The organism is Citrobacter sp. Cpo103, from assembly GCF_030332605.1.
GTDB classification, from domain to species: Bacteria; Pseudomonadota; Gammaproteobacteria; order Enterobacterales; family Enterobacteriaceae; genus Citrobacter; species Citrobacter portucalensis.
This window is the reverse complement of the sequence record NZ_JAOWHO010000035.1, coordinates 52,194-66,411: the sequence shown is the minus strand read 5'-3', so window position 1 is coordinate 66,411 and position 14,218 is coordinate 52,194. Positions and strand designations below refer to the sequence as shown.

The 14,218-nt window shown below is 53.8% G+C and carries 13 protein-coding genes; 5 read left to right on the top strand and 8 right to left on the bottom strand.

Annotation, left to right across the window (positions count from 1 at the left end; genetic code table 11):
* Positions 1 to 72 precede the first annotated feature (72 nt).
* Positions 73 to 2,334 carry a 5-methyltetrahydropteroyltriglutamate--homocysteine S-methyltransferase gene (gene metE / locus OGX89_RS16930; protein WP_126957719.1) on the bottom strand — a complete coding sequence of 754 codons (2,262 nt, stop codon included), beginning with the start codon at positions 2,332 to 2,334 and terminating at the stop codon, positions 73 to 75.
* 248 nt (positions 2,335 to 2,582) lie between these two features.
* Here metE and metR point away from each other — a divergent pair, with 248 nt between their 5' ends.
* Positions 2,583 to 3,536 carry an HTH-type transcriptional regulator MetR gene (metR, locus tag OGX89_RS16925; RefSeq protein WP_003017908.1) on the top strand — a complete coding sequence of 318 codons (954 nt, stop codon included), beginning with the start codon at positions 2,583 to 2,585 and terminating at the stop codon, positions 3,534 to 3,536.
* Here metR and OGX89_RS16920 read toward each other — a convergent pair.
* From OGX89_RS16920 to pldB, 3 genes are all read right to left on the bottom strand, one after another.
* Positions 3,424 to 4,323 carry a carboxylate/amino acid/amine transporter gene (locus OGX89_RS16920; protein WP_003828930.1) on the bottom strand — a complete coding sequence of 300 codons (900 nt, stop codon included), beginning with the start codon at positions 4,321 to 4,323 and terminating at the stop codon, positions 3,424 to 3,426. The two genes, metR and OGX89_RS16920, sit on opposite strands and share 113 nt — an antisense overlap.
* Before the next feature lie 82 nt (positions 4,324 to 4,405).
* Positions 4,406 to 5,203, bottom strand: a complete 798-nt coding sequence (yigL, locus tag OGX89_RS16915) for a sugar/pyridoxal phosphate phosphatase YigL (protein ID WP_003828932.1) — start codon at positions 5,201 to 5,203, stop codon at positions 4,406 to 4,408.
* A gap of 15 nt (positions 5,204 to 5,218) precedes the next feature.
* Positions 5,219 to 6,235 carry a lysophospholipase L2 gene (gene pldB / locus OGX89_RS16910; protein ID WP_003017911.1) on the bottom strand — a complete coding sequence of 339 codons (1,017 nt, stop codon included), beginning with the start codon at positions 6,233 to 6,235 and terminating at the stop codon, positions 5,219 to 5,221.
* Between the two features lie 110 nt (positions 6,236 to 6,345).
* On the opposite strand from pldB, the gene rhtB reads away from it, so the two are divergent.
* Positions 6,346 to 6,966, top strand: coding sequence for a homoserine/homoserine lactone efflux protein (gene rhtB / locus OGX89_RS16905; RefSeq protein ID WP_003828938.1), 621 nt, complete (start codon positions 6,346 to 6,348; stop codon positions 6,964 to 6,966).
* 162 nt (positions 6,967 to 7,128) lie between these two features.
* Positions 7,129 to 8,013: an Rpn family recombination-promoting nuclease/putative transposase gene (locus tag OGX89_RS16900; protein ID WP_126957721.1), complete on the top strand. Its 885-nt coding sequence runs from the start codon at positions 7,129 to 7,131 to the stop codon at positions 8,011 to 8,013.
* 38 nt (positions 8,014 to 8,051) lie between these two features.
* Here OGX89_RS16900 and rhtC read toward each other — a convergent pair whose 3' ends face one another.
* The 3 genes from rhtC to pldA all read right to left on the bottom strand — a co-directional run bounded on the left by rhtC (position 8,052) and on the right by pldA (position 11,523).
* The gene (gene rhtC, locus OGX89_RS16895; RefSeq protein ID WP_003828942.1) at positions 8,052 to 8,672 is read right to left on the bottom strand and encodes a threonine export protein RhtC; all 621 of its coding nucleotides are present in this window, start codon (positions 8,670 to 8,672) and stop codon (positions 8,052 to 8,054) included.
* Positions 8,673 to 8,735: 63 nt separating this feature from the next.
* Positions 8,736 to 10,565 (bottom strand): ATP-dependent DNA helicase RecQ, encoded by a 1,830-nt coding sequence (gene recQ, locus OGX89_RS16890; RefSeq protein ID WP_008787089.1) that lies wholly within the window; start codon positions 10,563 to 10,565, stop codon positions 8,736 to 8,738.
* An 88-nt stretch (positions 10,566 to 10,653) separates the two neighbouring features.
* Positions 10,654 to 11,523 (bottom strand): phospholipase A, encoded by an 870-nt coding sequence (pldA, locus tag OGX89_RS16885; protein WP_003828947.1) that lies wholly within the window; start codon positions 11,521 to 11,523, stop codon positions 10,654 to 10,656.
* A 165-nt stretch (positions 11,524 to 11,688) separates the two neighbouring features.
* On the opposite strand from pldA, the gene yigI reads away from it, so the two are divergent.
* Positions 11,689 to 12,156: an acyl-CoA thioesterase YigI gene (yigI, locus tag OGX89_RS16880; RefSeq protein WP_003828949.1), complete on the top strand. Its 468-nt coding sequence runs from the start codon at positions 11,689 to 11,691 to the stop codon at positions 12,154 to 12,156.
* Between the two features lie 51 nt (positions 12,157 to 12,207).
* Positions 12,208 to 13,101 (top strand): EamA family transporter RarD, encoded by an 894-nt coding sequence (gene rarD, locus OGX89_RS16875; protein ID WP_003828953.1) that lies wholly within the window; start codon positions 12,208 to 12,210, stop codon positions 13,099 to 13,101.
* Positions 13,102 to 13,174: 73 nt separating this feature from the next.
* Here the strand turns inward: rarD and corA are convergent, their stop codons facing one another.
* On the bottom strand, positions 13,175 to 14,125 hold the full coding sequence (gene corA, locus OGX89_RS16870) for a magnesium/cobalt transporter CorA (protein WP_003017920.1): 951 nt from the start codon (positions 14,123 to 14,125) through the stop codon (positions 13,175 to 13,177).
* Between the last annotated feature and the right edge of the window lie 93 nt (positions 14,126 to 14,218).

The window sequence follows — 14,218 nt, the reverse complement described above, 5'->3', positions numbered from 1 at the left end:
CGCCTGACCGGGCCTACAACTATTGCGATTTCCTGTAACCCGGGTAAGCCCCAGCGCTTCCCGGGCACCGAATTACGCCTGACGCAAATTCTGCGCCGCTTTGACCATGTTCGCCAGCGCGGCACGGGTTTCCGGCCAGCCGCGGGTTTTCAGGCCGCAGTCCGGGTTCACCCACAGACGTTCTGCTGGAATGCGCAGCTCGGCTTTCTTCAACAGGGCTTCAATCCACTCCACGCTCGGGACGTTCGGCGAGTGAATATCGTATACGCCCGGCCCGATTTCGTTCGGATAGTCGAACTCTTCAAACGATTCCAGCAACTCCATATCAGAGCGCGAGGTTTCAATGGTAATCACGTCCGCATCCAGCGCCGCAATGGAGTCCATGATGTCGTTGAACTCGCAATAACACATGTGGGTGTGGATCTGGGTTTCATCCTTCGCTACCGCCGCGTTAATGCGGAAGGCTTCCACGCCCCACTCCAGATACGCCGCCCAGTCGCTGCGACGCAGCGGCAGACCTTCGCGCAGTGCCGGTTCATCAATCTGGATGATGCCGATACCCGCCGCTTCCAGATCCGCCACTTCATCACGCAGCGCCAGCGCAATCTGCTTCGCGATGGTTTCACGCGTCACGTCTTCACGCGGGAATGACCAGCAGAGAATGGTCACCGGACCGGTCAGCATGCCTTTTACCGGTTTGTCGGTCAGCGACTGGGCATATTTCGCCCACTCCACGGTGATCGCTTCCGGGCGGCTGACGTCGCCAATCACCACCGGCGGCTTCACGCAGCGAGAGCCGTAGCTCTGCACCCAACCGTTTTGGGTAAAGACGAAACCGTCCAGGTGCTCACCAAAGTATTCGACCATGTCATTACGCTCGGCTTCACCGTGTACCAGCACGTCGAGACCCAGACGTTCCTGTTCAACAATCGCCTGTTTGATATGTTCCGCAATTCCGGTGCGATAGTTACCAGCATCCAGGTTGCCCTTTTTGAAGTCCAGGCGTAATCCGCGAATTTCCGTGGTTTGCGGGAATGAACCGATAGTCGTAGTCGGCCATGCCGGCAGATTAAAGCGGGCACGTTGCGCCTCGGCGCGAACCGGGTAAGCGTTAGCGCGCTGGCTGTCCTGGGCGGTGATTGCCGCCAGACGTTTTTCCACTGCGGCGTTGTGTACTCGGGTAGAGTGACGACGAGCCTGAATCGGTGCGCTCCACTCGGCAATTGCCGCCGTATCACCGCTATTCAACGCATCGCGCAGCAGCGCCAGCTCGCCGCATTTTTGCAGAGCGAAGGCAAACCAGCTCTTAACTTCTGCATCAAGGCGGGTTTCCACACTGAGATCGATTGGGCTATGCAGCAGGGAGCAGGAAGAAGCCACCCACAGGTTACGTTTCCCGACGATATCTTTGATTTGTGCGTATTTTTCGCTGAGATCGGCACGCCAGACGTTGCGGCCGTTCACCAGCCCCGCTGACAGCAGCCAGTCGACTGGCAGACGCGAGTGCAGCTCGGCTGCATCATCTTTGCCGTGCACGAAGTCAACGTGCAGCCCCTGTACCGGCAGGGCGGTAATGGTATCCAGGTTTGGCGTTACGCCTTCGAAGTAAGTGGTCAGTAGCAGCTTCACCTGACCCGTCAGCGCGTCATAAGCTGGTTTGAAGACCTCCAGCCACGCTTGCGGCAATTCCAGCACCAGAGCGGGTTCGTCAATCTGCACCCACTCAATACCGCGTTTCGCCAGCTCGGCCAGCACCTGCTGGTAAACCGGCAGAATGTCGTTCAACAGGCTCAGACGGTCAAACTGCTCGCCTTTCACTTTACCCAACCACAGGTAGGTTACCGGCCCCAGCAACACAGGCTTCACTTTGTGACCGAGCGCCAGCGCTTCGTCCACTTCATCCAGCAGTTGGGTCCAGGTCAGTTTGAACTGCTGACCTTTAGTGAACTCTGGCACCATGTAGTGATAGTTGGTGTTAAACCATTTGGTCATTTCTGCCGCCGCCGCGGGTTCACCCGTTGGTGCGCGGCCACGGCCAATGCGGAATAAGGTATCGATATCGACCGAGCCGTCTTTATTTTGATGGCGAGCCGGAACGTTGCCGAGCAGCAGGCTGGTGGTCAGCACGTGATCGTACCAGGCAAAATCACCCACCGGCAGCAGGTCAACGCCCGCCTGCTTCTGCTGATCCCAGTGGCGGGCACGCAGCTCGCGGCCAACGGTCAGCAAATCTTCACGGGAAGAATTTCCCGCCCAGTAGCTTTCTTGCGCTTTCTTCAACTCGCGACGCAGGCCAACGCGAGGGAAACCGAGGGTGTGATTCAATATTGTCATTTTTCTTCCTCTCTTATTTTATTGAATCTGAAGCAAAAACTCTAAATAGTTCGGTTTGCAGGAAGGCGGCGACACAGCGCATCCCCAGGAGCTTACTGAAGTAAGTGACTGGGGTAAGCGAGGAAGCCAACGCATCTGCAAGCCGAAATATGACGAGTTTTGGACGTCCAGATGTTTACACATCCATAATTGGCGGTTACTGTATATTCCTCAAGCGCAATTTGTTCATGCCGAAGTGAAGGACTTTCATGATCGAGATTAAACACCTGAAAACGCTCCAGGCGTTGCGGAATAGTGGTTCTCTGGCAGCCGCAGCGGCGACGTTGCATCAGACCCAATCCGCCCTTTCTCACCAGTTCAGCGATCTGGAGCAGCGCCTTGGCTTTCGACTTTTTATCCGTAAAAGCCAGCCTCTGCGCTTTACGCCGCAGGGAGAAATCCTGCTGCAGTTAGCCAATCAGGTGTTGCCGCAAATTGGTCGTGCGCTGCAGGCCTGCAACGAACCGCAGCAAACCCGGTTGCGAATCGCGATTGAATGTCACAGTTGTATTCAATGGCTGACGCCCGCGCTGGAGAATTTTCGTGCCAACTGGCCGCAGGTGGAGATGGACTTTAAATCCGGCGTGACGTTCGATCCGCAACCAGCGCTACAGCAGGATGAGCTGGATCTGGTGTTAACCTCCGACATCTTGCCGCGCAGCGGATTGCACTACTCGCCGATGTTCGATTTTGAAGTCCGCCTGGTACTGGCGCCTGACCATCCGTTGGCTAGCAAAACGCAAATCACGCCAGAAGATTTGGCCAGCGAGACGCTGCTCATTTACCCGGTGCAACGGAGTCGACTGGATGTATGGCGGCATTTCCTGCAACCTGCAGGCGTTAGTCCGTCGCTGAAAAGCGTGGATAACACCTTGCTGCTGATTCAGATGGTTGCAGCCAGAATGGGTATCGCGGCGTTACCTCACTGGGTGGTGGAGAGTTTTGAACGCCAGGGCCTGGTAGTGACCAAAACCCTGGGTGATGGATTGTGGAGCCGACTGTACGCCGCCGTGCGTGATGGCGAGCAGCGACAGCCGGTCACAGAAGCGTTTATTCGCTCAGCGCGGAATCACGCCTGCGATCACCTGCCGTTTGTACGGAGTGCGGAACGACCCACTTTCGATGTACCCACAGTGAAGCCACTATCACAGCCGCACCAATGATGAAGCTTGGCCAGTGAGGTTGTTGATGCCAGATAGCAAGGTTAACCAGCAGTCCGGCAGGGACATGCATATTGTTCATGATGCCCAGCGTGCCCGCATCCACCTGGGTCGCACCGTAGTTCCACATAAAGTAACCAATGCCGGACGCCGCCACGCCAAGAAAGACCAGAATTCCCCACTGTAGCGTGGTTGCAGGCATTTTCTGCGCATTGCCCAGCATGAACCAGGCCACGACAGCCACCATAAAGGCGCCCATATAAAACCAGGCAAAGGCGTTGTGCTGCGGCATTGGCCGCGTCTCCATCAGACGTTTATAGCCCACCATACCAATGGCAAAGCTGATATTGGACAACTGCACCAGCAGCAGACCGGTCCAGAAGTGGCTGGTCACCTGATCGTAACGAATGATCCCCGCACCAATCACCGCCAGTAACGCACTAAAGGCGTAACTCCAGCGCAGACGACGTCCGCTCATCAGATCATAAATCAGCGTAATGTAGAGCGGCGTCAGCACGGTAAAGAGCAGCAGTTCTGAAACCGTCAGGTACAGATAGGCGTGAAAACTCAGCATGTACATAATGCCAAGCTGCATGGCACCCACCAGCATATACAGCCCGATCGTTTTTACGCTGTGCCCACGAGTACGTAGAAACGGCAGGAACACCAGCGCAGCCAGCCCAACGCGCACCAGCACCGCAAAATAGCTATCGACATGACCGGCAAGGTACTCGCCAAACAGGCTAAAGGAAAAGGCCCACAGAATTGTGGTAATGATGAGTAACGCCACAATGGATGTCTCTTAACAAAAGGTACACCCATTGTAGCGAAGTTTTTAGTTGACAACTGGTCAACTAACGAACAGTAGGTTACTACAAAAACAGTTCACGCAGATAGTGTGGCACGGCATCGTCGGCATTAAGACCAATGACTTCCAGTTCCGGGTGCAGATCCTTCAGGCGCTGGTGGGCGTTGCCCATGATGCAGCCTTTACCTGCCATGGAGAGCATTTCCGCATCGTTCATCCCGTCGCCAAAGGCGATGCAGTCTTTCAGGCTGTAGCCCATCGCTTTTGCTACCGCTTCCAGCGCATGACCTTTCGATACGCCGCCAGCCATAACTTCCAGACAGGTAAGCGTAGAGAAGCTGACGTTGACGCGATCGCCCCAGCGGGCGTTAATCGCCTGCTCCAGCGGCAGTAGCCTTTCGTGAGAGTCGGTGGTGAAGAACACTTTGCTGACGCCCTCAGGCTCCAGTAATGCAGGTTCAAACAGTGAATAGTTAAACACCGCTTCTTTGAAGAAACGCATTTCGTCCGGACGATGGCGATTCATAAACCACTCATCATCACGATATACGTTGGTCACGATGTCCGGGTTTGCATTCACTACGCCAAACAGGTCGCTGGCAATATCGCGATCCAGGTTATGGGAAAACACCAGATTCCCGTCAGAATCATGCACGCGCGCGCCGTTGGACGTGATCATGTAGGTTTTAATGCCGAGGTTATCGCGAATTTGCCCCACATCAACATGATGACGGCCAGTCGCAAACACGAAGTTAACGCCGCGAGCGGTCAATAACTTCAGCGTCTCTTTGGCATAAGGGGACAGAGTATGGTCGGGAGAAAGCAGCGTACCGTCTAAATCAGACGCAACAACCTGATACATAAGAAAATTCAACCTCTAGGCAAAGCGGGTTCCGCTGGATGAGTTATGCTTGTCGAAAAATTCGACAATAGCGTTAAGCGCAACTGAGCGCATGGCGTCCTTTTCAAAAAGGATCTCATGGTACGCGCCTTTGATGACAAGCGGCTGCCCCCCTTCTACAGGATGGCCCGCTGCAGCGCGGAGTTCACAAAAACGATCGTGCATGCGGTTATCTACCACACGCTCTTCTTCAGCCTGAATCAGCAGCGTCGGCGTCGCATCATCCCCGGCGCCAGCCAAAACCTGTTCGCCAGCCAGAATCCCTTCACGTACCCAGTGATAGGTGGGACCGCCAACGCGCAACCGCGGCTCATCAGCATAGAAGCGCAGATTGCGCCGATAGCGCTGTCGACTATGGGTTAACGCATTCATACCGAACGGCAGCGCCCGCCAGCGCCCGGTTCCCATCGCATAGCCTTCGCGGATCCGCGGATGCCCTTCGGCCCAGTCCAGTATATGGCGCACCATCCAGTCGGGAAAGCGCATCACAATACCAAACATCGGTGCGCAAAGCGCGATGGCATCACACTGATTCGGGTGGCGTTGCAGGAATAACGTCGCAATCGCCCCGCCCATTGAATGCGCCAGGATATAGCGTTTTCTCCATGGGCCGGGTAGCACTTCCTGCTGCCAGAAGGCGGTTAGATCGTCGACATAATCATTAAAGTTATCGACATGACCGCGATGCGGATCCGAAAGCATACGCCCGGAACGCCCCTGGCCACGGTGATCGATAATGAGAACGTCAAAACCAGAATGAAACAGGTCATACGCCAGTTCAGCGTATTTCACGTAGCTTTCAATGCGTCCAGGACAGACGACGATGACGCGATCGTTTTTTTCTGCATGAAAACGAACAAAATGTACGGGAATATCATCCACGCCCGTAAATTCCGCTTCTTCCCGCTGACGCCAGAAATCTGTCAGTGGCCCCATGGAAAAAGCAGCAAACGCGTTTTCTCTTGTTTCCCAGTCTTTTTGCTGCTGAAACATCGGGTATCCAGCCTCGCTGACCAAGTAAAATCGTTTTTTTCGCCGTCACTGACACAACCTAACGGCAGTAGCGTATTGTGGCATAAAAATAGACAATCCGGGAGTTTCTCATGACCTTTGAATGGTGGTTCGCCTACCTGCTGACCTCTATTATTTTGAGCTTGTCCCCAGGCTCTGGCGCAATCAATACCATGACCACCGCCATCAGCCACGGATATCGCGGTGCCAGCGCGTCGATTGCGGGTTTGCAGACCGGGTTGGGTATTCATATCGTTCTGGTTGGCGTAGGACTGGGAACGCTATTTTCACGTTCGGTGATCGCATTTGAGGTGCTGAAGTGGGCGGGAGCGGCCTATCTGATTTGGCTGGGTATTCAACAATGGCGGGCGGCGGGTGCTATCGATCTGAATACCATGGCGAATACGCAATCGCGCAGCCGGCTGTTCAAACGCGCGGTCTTTGTTAATCTGACCAATCCTAAGAGCATAGTTTTTCTTGCCGCTCTGTTCCCACAGTTCATCCTGCCGCAGGAACCGCAGTTGATGCAGTACGTGGTGCTTGGCGTCACGACCATCGTGGTCGATATCATTGTGATGATCGGTTACGCGACGCTGGCCACGCGCATTGCTGGCTGGATTAAAGGGCCAAAACAAATGAAGGCGCTGAACAAAGTGTTCGGTTCGCTGTTTATGCTGATAGGCGCCCTGCTGGCATCGGCAAGGCATGCCTAGCAAATGGAACGACGCTCGCAATGAAATGCTAACAGTATGAGCGTCTGAACATGACTTTCCGTACTTTGCCGCAAAGGGAGAAAAGCCTTTTATTCTGTACTGTTAGACGTTGATTGCTAATGCCAGAATTCCGCCACATTCACCTTTCACGGATGATTAACGATGGCGGAAGTAACAACACCACATGATGCAGTATTTAAGACCTTCCTCTCCCGCGTGGAAACTGCGCGGGACTTTATCGAACTTCATCTTCCGCCCTCGTTGATCAAAATCTGCAAACTGGAAACGCTCCGTCTGGAATCAGGCAGTTTTGTGGAGGACGATCTGCGTCCCTATTTCAGCGATATTCTCTACTCACTGGAAACCACCAGCGGGCATGGCTATGTACACGTGCTCATTGAGCATCAAAGCTCACCAGACAAGCATATGTCATTTCGCCTGATGCGCTACGCTATCGCAGCGATGCAACGTCATCTTGAGGCGGGAAACGACACTCTGCCGCTGGTTATTCCAGTGCTCTTTTACCATGGCAAGCAAAGCCCCTGGCAAGGTTCGATGAACTGGTTGGATCACTTTGAGGATTCAGCGATCGCCCTTCAACTTTACAGCACACCATTTCCGTTGGTGGATGTGACGGTTATTCCAGATGATGAGATCATGCAGCATCGCAGTATGGCAGCGCTGACATTAGTACAAAAACACATTCGCCAGCGCGACATGGCGCAGTTGCTGGATAAACTTACCCGCCTGTTTATGCTGGAGAAGATGAGCGGACAACAAATAACCGTACTGGTAAACTACATGGTGCAAGCAGGGAATACACAAGATGTTCAGACATTATTGTATAAGCTGGCACAGCGTGTGCCGCAGCATGGAGACAAACTGATGACAATGGCGGATCAACTAAAGCAGATAGGCCGCGAAGAGGGCAAACGTATTGCCATACTGGACATAGCAAAAGCGATGCTAAAGCGGGGTCTTGATACCGATGCAATTATGGAAATGACCGGCCTTTCGAAGGACGAATTACAGAAGCTTGCGCAATAAGCCGCATACCGCCTGGGAGTCCCAGGCGGGCAACATACTTAGCGCGAAATAATCAGATGGATACCGAAGCCCGCGAACAGCGCGCCGGCAAAACCATCAATCCACTTCGCCAGACGCTGATAGCCACGACGCATTTTTGGCAGAGCAAACAGGCTGGCGACCACGGTAAACCACGCCAGCGTTTCCACGATAATCAGAGCAAAGATCCCCCAACGCGCGCCCGTTCCCACGTTGTCGCCAACGAACAATGAGAAGACGGAGCCAAAATAGATAATGGCTTTAGGGTTCGCCAGGTTGGTCAGCAGACCTTTCAAAAAGCTGCGTCCGCTCTGCGCCAGCTCCACCTGCGGAGTGGGCGCTGCAACATCCTGTTTTTTAAACGCGCCGCGCAGCATCTGATAACCCATCCAGCACAGATACAGCCCCCCGCCAACCATAATAATGGTATGCAGCCAGGCCATTTTTTCGATAATCAGATGCAGGCCGAGCAGTGCCACGCCAGCCCAGACCATGACGCCGCAGGTAATGCCCAGCACGCCCATCATAGCTTCTTTGCGCGAACGGCTAACCGCAGTTTGAGAAACAAAAAAGAAATCGGGACCGGGGCTCATCAGCGCAACGATATGCACCAACGCAACGGTGAAAAATAGCGTTAACATAAAAATGACTCGCGGGGGAATAGTTCAGTGAGTCACCATCCTGGCACTTTTTTGCCCGGCTGACTACTCTTCGTCGTCACCATCAACGTGTGCGCGAATAAGCGCCATAAACTCTTTACCGAAACGCTCAAGTTTCCGCATCCCCACACCGTTGACGCTTAGCATTTCACTCGGTGAAACCGGCATCTGCTCCGCCATTTCAATCAGTGTGGCGTCGTTGAACACCACGTACGGCGGAATGTTCTCTTCGTCGGCAATGGCTTTACGCAGCTTACGCAATTTGGCGAACAGTTTGCGGTCGTAGTTACCACCGAAGGATTTCTGCATCGCACGCGGTTTCAGCGCCACAATACGCGGTACAGCAAGCTGTAACGCAACGTCACCGCGCAACACCGGACGCGCGGCTTCGGTTAGCTGTAACGCGGAGTGATGAGCAATATTCTGCGTCACCAGGCCCAGGTGAATAAGCTGGCGAATAACGCTCACCCAGTGTTCGTGGCTTTGCTCGCGACCAATGCCATAGACCGGCAGTTTGTCATGAGCCAGTTCGCGAATACGCTGGTTATTCGCTCCGCGCAGCACTTCCACGACGTACCCCATGCCGAAGCGTTGGTTAACACGGTAAATCGTCGACAGCGCTTTGCGCGCATCCATGAGTCCGTCGTACTGTTTTGGCGGGTCGAGGCAGATGTCGCAGTTACCACACGGTTCCTGACGCCCTTCGCCAAAATAGTTCAGCAGCACCAGACGACGACAGGTCTGCGCCTCGGCAAACGCCCCCATCGCATTGAGCTTATGACGTTCGATATCCAGCAGTTGCCCAGCGGGTTTCTCTTCGAGGCAGCGGCGTAGCCATGCCATATCAGCCGGATCGTAAAACAGCATCGCTTCCGCAGGCAGGCCATCACGCCCGGCGCGGCCGGTTTCCTGGTAATAGGATTCAATGTTGCGCGGAATATCGAAATGCACCACGAAGCGTACGTTAGGTTTGTTGATCCCCATACCGAACGCCACGGTCGCCACTACGATTTGTAGGTCATCACGCTGGAATTTCTCCTGCACCTCGGCGCGTACGGCATTTTCCAGCCCGGCATGATAAGCCCCGGCGCTGATGCCACGGCTTTGCAGACGCGCGGCGGTGTCTTCGACTTTGGCGCGACTGTTACAATAGATAATGCCAGACTTACCGCGCTGCTCTTGCACGTAGCGCATCAGCTGATCGAGCGGCTTAAACTTCTCCATCAGCATGTAGCGAATGTTCGGGCGGTCAAAGCTGCTGATCTGAATTAACGGATCGTTCAGTCCCAGCAGACGCACAATGTCCAGCCGGGTTGTCTCATCCGCGGTCGCGGTCAGCGCCACAAACGGCAGGGTTGGGAAACGCTGACGTAACTGGCCCAGCGCAGCGTACTCGGGGCGGAAATCATGCCCCCACTGCGAAATACAGTGCGCTTCATCAACCGCCAGCAGCACCGGATTCCAGTGCGCCAGATGCTCAAGGAAGTTATCCAGCATCAGGCGTTCGGGCGCAATATACAGTAAGCGAATCTGCCCGCTGCGACAGCCCGCCATCACCTCAAGCTGCTGTTCACGACTTTGAGTAGAATTCAGGCACGCCGCCGCCACGCCGTTGGCCAGCAGTTGATCGACCTGATCTTTCATCAGGGAAATCAGCGGGGAAACGACAACGGTGAGTCCGTTTAGCAATAACGCGGGAATTTGATAGCACAGGGATTTACCGCCGCCGGTCGGCATAACGACCAGGCAGTCGCGACCAGAGAGCACGGTATCAATGATTTCTTCCTGACCGGGGCGAAACTGTTGGTAGCCAAAGGTTTCCTGCAAAACCTGTTTAGCGCCCATTTCCAGATTCAACACTTCCGCCTGCGCCACATTAACCCCATTCGCCCGAAATAAAAACAGGCGCTATTTTCAGCGCCTGAGAGAGAAACTGCAATGATTAAAATACTCTCAATACTTATCAGAAGATATCGTTGAGCATCACGCCCACACCAACACGCGTCTGATTGAAGTTGTAGTCAATCAGCGATTCGCCGTAACCACTGTAGACCTGAGTGTATAGACGCACATGCTTCGTGATGGGGTAACTGGCCCCCAGCTCTGCGCCGCCGTAGCCGGTATTCCAGTTGTACTGGCCTTTCACGCTGATAACCGCGTCACCCAGGTGATACCCCATTTTCAGCTGATAGTAGCCCATGTATTTAGTGATATCAGGGTTATCGTCGGTGCTACCAATCACGTACCACGGCTTAACTTCCACCAGCCAGTTACCATTTTCAGCCATCAGACGGGTATAAAGACGGTTCCAGCTACGTGAAGTGGGATCGGATCGGCCGTTGGAGTCATGGTTATAACCCATTTCGACATCACGAAGCGTCCAACCGGCAAAGCGATAGTCTGTGGCGAAACCGAGGAACAATTGCGGTTCGTAGTTGGTTTCGCGAAACGGTGAAGACTCTTCACTGTTCGAAAGCTGCCACCAGGACTTCTGGGTATAGGAACCGCCAAGTACCGAGTTTGGGCCTAATATCCCGCGCCAGAGCGGAAACGCCAGGCTTAGCTGAAACTTAACCTCATCTTTGCGCGCATTTTCGGACCAGCTATAACTGCTGATCGCCTCTTTGTTCATGTCGCTGGTATTGGTGTAAATAAGATAGTTGGTGTCATACGGATAAAGCGTGAAAGGGTTGTCATGTTCCTGCAGCATATTGGCGATAATACTGCCACGAACCGCCGGTGCATCATGAATCTCTTTCACTGTCGCTTCCTGCGCATACGCGGTCAACGGCAGCATAATTGCTGGTAGTAACCATCCCAGAATCGCCCGCATCGGTAATGTTCTCCTGAACCAAAATATTGATGAATTGTATAATTATCTGGCAAGTATTCTACATACTTAGCTAGTTCCTCGTTAGTTATCCCGTCCTAAAGTAGAAAACAACAAATAATAAGCATAATATCAACATTTCATTAACCATTGAGATGTAGGGATCGTATGTCTGCCGTACTTACTGCTGAGGAAGCGCTGAAGTTAGTGGGTGAAATGTTTGTCTATCATATGCCGTTTAACCGGGCGCTGGGACTGGAGCTCGAACGCTATGAGAAAGAATTTGCTCAATTAGCCTTTAATAACCAACCGATGATGGTCGGCAACTGGGCGCAAAGCATTCTGCATGGCGGCGTGATCGCCTCGGCGCTGGACGTCGCCGCGGGGCTGGTATGCGTTGGGAGTACGCTGACCCGCCATGAAACGATCAGCGAGGACGAACTGCGTCAGCGAATGTCACGCATGGGCACAATCGATTTGCGTGTTGATTATCTGCGCCCCGGAAGAGGGAGCCGCTTTACCGCCACCAGTAGCCTGCTGCGGGCGGGCAATAAAGTCGCTGTGGCGCGCGTGGAACTGCATAACGAAGAACAGCTTTATATTGCCAGCGCAACCGCCACTTATATGGTGGGGTAAGTGCCTAAAAAAAGGTAAACTGCTGTTACATTTCTGCAATGAGTTTTCCCGATGGATGCTAAACAAACGCGGCAGGGCGTGCTACTCGCTCTTGCTGCTTATTTTATTTGGGGTATCGCTCCCGCCTACTTCAAGCTGATTTACTATGTTCCGGCGGATGAGATCCTGACGCACCGCGTCATCTGGTCATTTTTCTTTATGGTGGTACTGATGAGCATCAGCCGCCAGTGGTCAGGTGTCAAAACGCTGCTACAAACGCCAAAGAAGATCTTCCTGCTGGCGCTCTCTGCAGTGCTCATCGGCGGAAACTGGCTGCTGTTCATTTGGGCGGTCAATAATCACCATATGCTGGAAGCCAGCCTCGGCTATTTTATTAACCCACTGGTGAATATTGTGCTGGGAATGCTATTCCTCGGTGAGCGCTTTCGTCGCATGCAGTGGCTGGCGGTACTGTTAGCCGCCTGCGGCGTGCTGGTACAGCTGTGGACCTTCGGATCGCTGCCAATAATCGCGCTGGGACTGGCGTTCAGCTTTGCGTTCTATGGGCTGGTGCGCAAGAAGATTGCTGTCGAAGCACAAACCGGCATGCTGATCGAAACCCTGTGGCTTTTACCTGTCGCCGCCATCTATCTGTTTGGCATTGCGGACAGCTCAACCAGCCATATGGGGCAAAACCCCATGTCGCTCAACCTGCTGTTGATTGCCGCGGGTGTCGTGACCACCATTCCGCTGTTGTGCTTTACCGGCGCGGCAACCCGCCTGCGTCTGTCAACGCTGGGATTCTTCCAGTATATCGGGCCTACGCTGATGTTCCTGCTGGCCGTCACCTTCTATGGTGAAGTTCCGGGAACGGATAAAATGGTCACGTTTGCGTTTATCTGGGTGGCGCTGGCGATTTTCGTGATGGATGCGATTTATACGCAACGACGGGTTCGTCGGAGCTAGGGGAGTGCCGGATGGCGCTTCGCTTATCCGGCCTACAAAAGCACATCGCCGTAGGCCGGATAAAGTACAGTGATTACAGCCAGTTCTTGCGCTTAAAGTACAGATACGGCGCCAGACCCGCGAGCATCATAAAGACAATCGCGCCCGGGTAACCGAAGCTCCAGTGCAATTCCGGCATAAACTCAAAGTTCATCCCGTAGCTGGAAGCCACCAGCGTCGGCGGCAGGAATACCACAGAAACAACCGAGAAGATCTTGATGATGCGGTTCTGCTCGATGTTGATAAAGCCCATCGCCGCCTGCATCAGGAAGTTAACCTTCTGGAACAGCGATTCATTATGCGGCAGCAGGGATTCGATATCGCGCAGGATCTCACGCGCCTGCTCCAGCTGACTGCCCGGCAAACGCGCTTTACGCACCAGGAAGTTTAGCGCGCGCTGGGTATCCATCAGACACAGACGAACCTTCCAGCCGATATCTTCCAGTTCCGCCAGCGTCGACAACGCTTCGTCATATTCATCGCCCTGACGCCCTTCCATGATCACACGGCTGAGTTTTTCCAGGTCGCTGTAGATGTTTTCGATCTCATCCGCCAACTGTTCAATTTTGGTTTCGAACAGGTCAAGCAGCAGCTCGTAGGCGTTGCCATCCACCATCGCCTGATTACGCGCACGCATGCGGTACAGGCGGAAAGCCGGCAGTTCGCGCTCGCGCAGGGTAAACAGGCGGCCTTCGCGAATGGTAAATGCGACGGTTGAGTTACCCGCGTGATCGTCGGCATCTTCATAAAAGAAGAAGGAGTGAATGTGCAGACCGTCTTCGTCTTCAAAAAAACGTGCGGATGCTTCGATGTCTTCCAGTTCAGGGCGCGTAGCCAGATTCTGGCCCAAGTCCTTTTGCACACGGTTTCGTTCTTCGTCATCCGGCTCGACTAAATCGACCCAAACCGAACTGGCCAGGTGCTCGATCTCGTCTGCCTCAAGGCGAGTTAAACGATTGTTTTCCAGTTGAAATGCGCTCAGCATGACCGGGACTCCCAATGCAAAAAATTATCGGACAGTTCGGAGGGCACACAGAAACAAATTGGGTTTCAGACCATTAAACAGCCTGACTCAGCG

Bases quoted from the DNA above. Each gene is read 5' to 3' on its own strand.
- rhtB (WP_003828938.1), top strand. From the start codon at position 6,346: ATGACCTTTGAATGGTGGTTCGCCTACCTGCTGACCTCTATTATTTTG.
- rhtC (WP_003828942.1), bottom strand. From the start codon at position 8,672: ATGTTAACGCTATTTTTCACCGTTGCGTTGGTGCATATCGTTGCGCTG.
- pldB (WP_003017911.1), bottom strand. From the start codon at position 6,235: ATGTTTCAGCAGCAAAAAGACTGGGAAACAAGAGAAAACGCGTTTGCT.
- metR (WP_003017908.1), top strand. From the start codon at position 2,583: ATGATCGAGATTAAACACCTGAAAACGCTCCAGGCGTTGCGGAATAGT.
- OGX89_RS16900 (WP_126957721.1), top strand. From the start codon at position 7,129: ATGGCGGAAGTAACAACACCACATGATGCAGTATTTAAGACCTTCCTC.
- yigL (WP_003828932.1), bottom strand. From the start codon at position 5,203: ATGTATCAGGTTGTTGCGTCTGATTTAGACGGTACGCTGCTTTCTCCC.
- rarD (WP_003828953.1), top strand. From the start codon at position 12,208: ATGGATGCTAAACAAACGCGGCAGGGCGTGCTACTCGCTCTTGCTGCT.
- pldA (WP_003828947.1), bottom strand. From the start codon at position 11,523: ATGCGGGCGATTCTGGGATGGTTACTACCAGCAATTATGCTGCCGTTG.
- corA (WP_003017920.1), bottom strand. From the start codon at position 14,125: ATGCTGAGCGCATTTCAACTGGAAAACAATCGTTTAACTCGCCTTGAG.
- yigI (WP_003828949.1), top strand. From the start codon at position 11,689: ATGTCTGCCGTACTTACTGCTGAGGAAGCGCTGAAGTTAGTGGGTGAA.
- metE (WP_126957719.1), bottom strand. From the start codon at position 2,334: ATGACAATATTGAATCACACCCTCGGTTTCCCTCGCGTTGGCCTGCGT.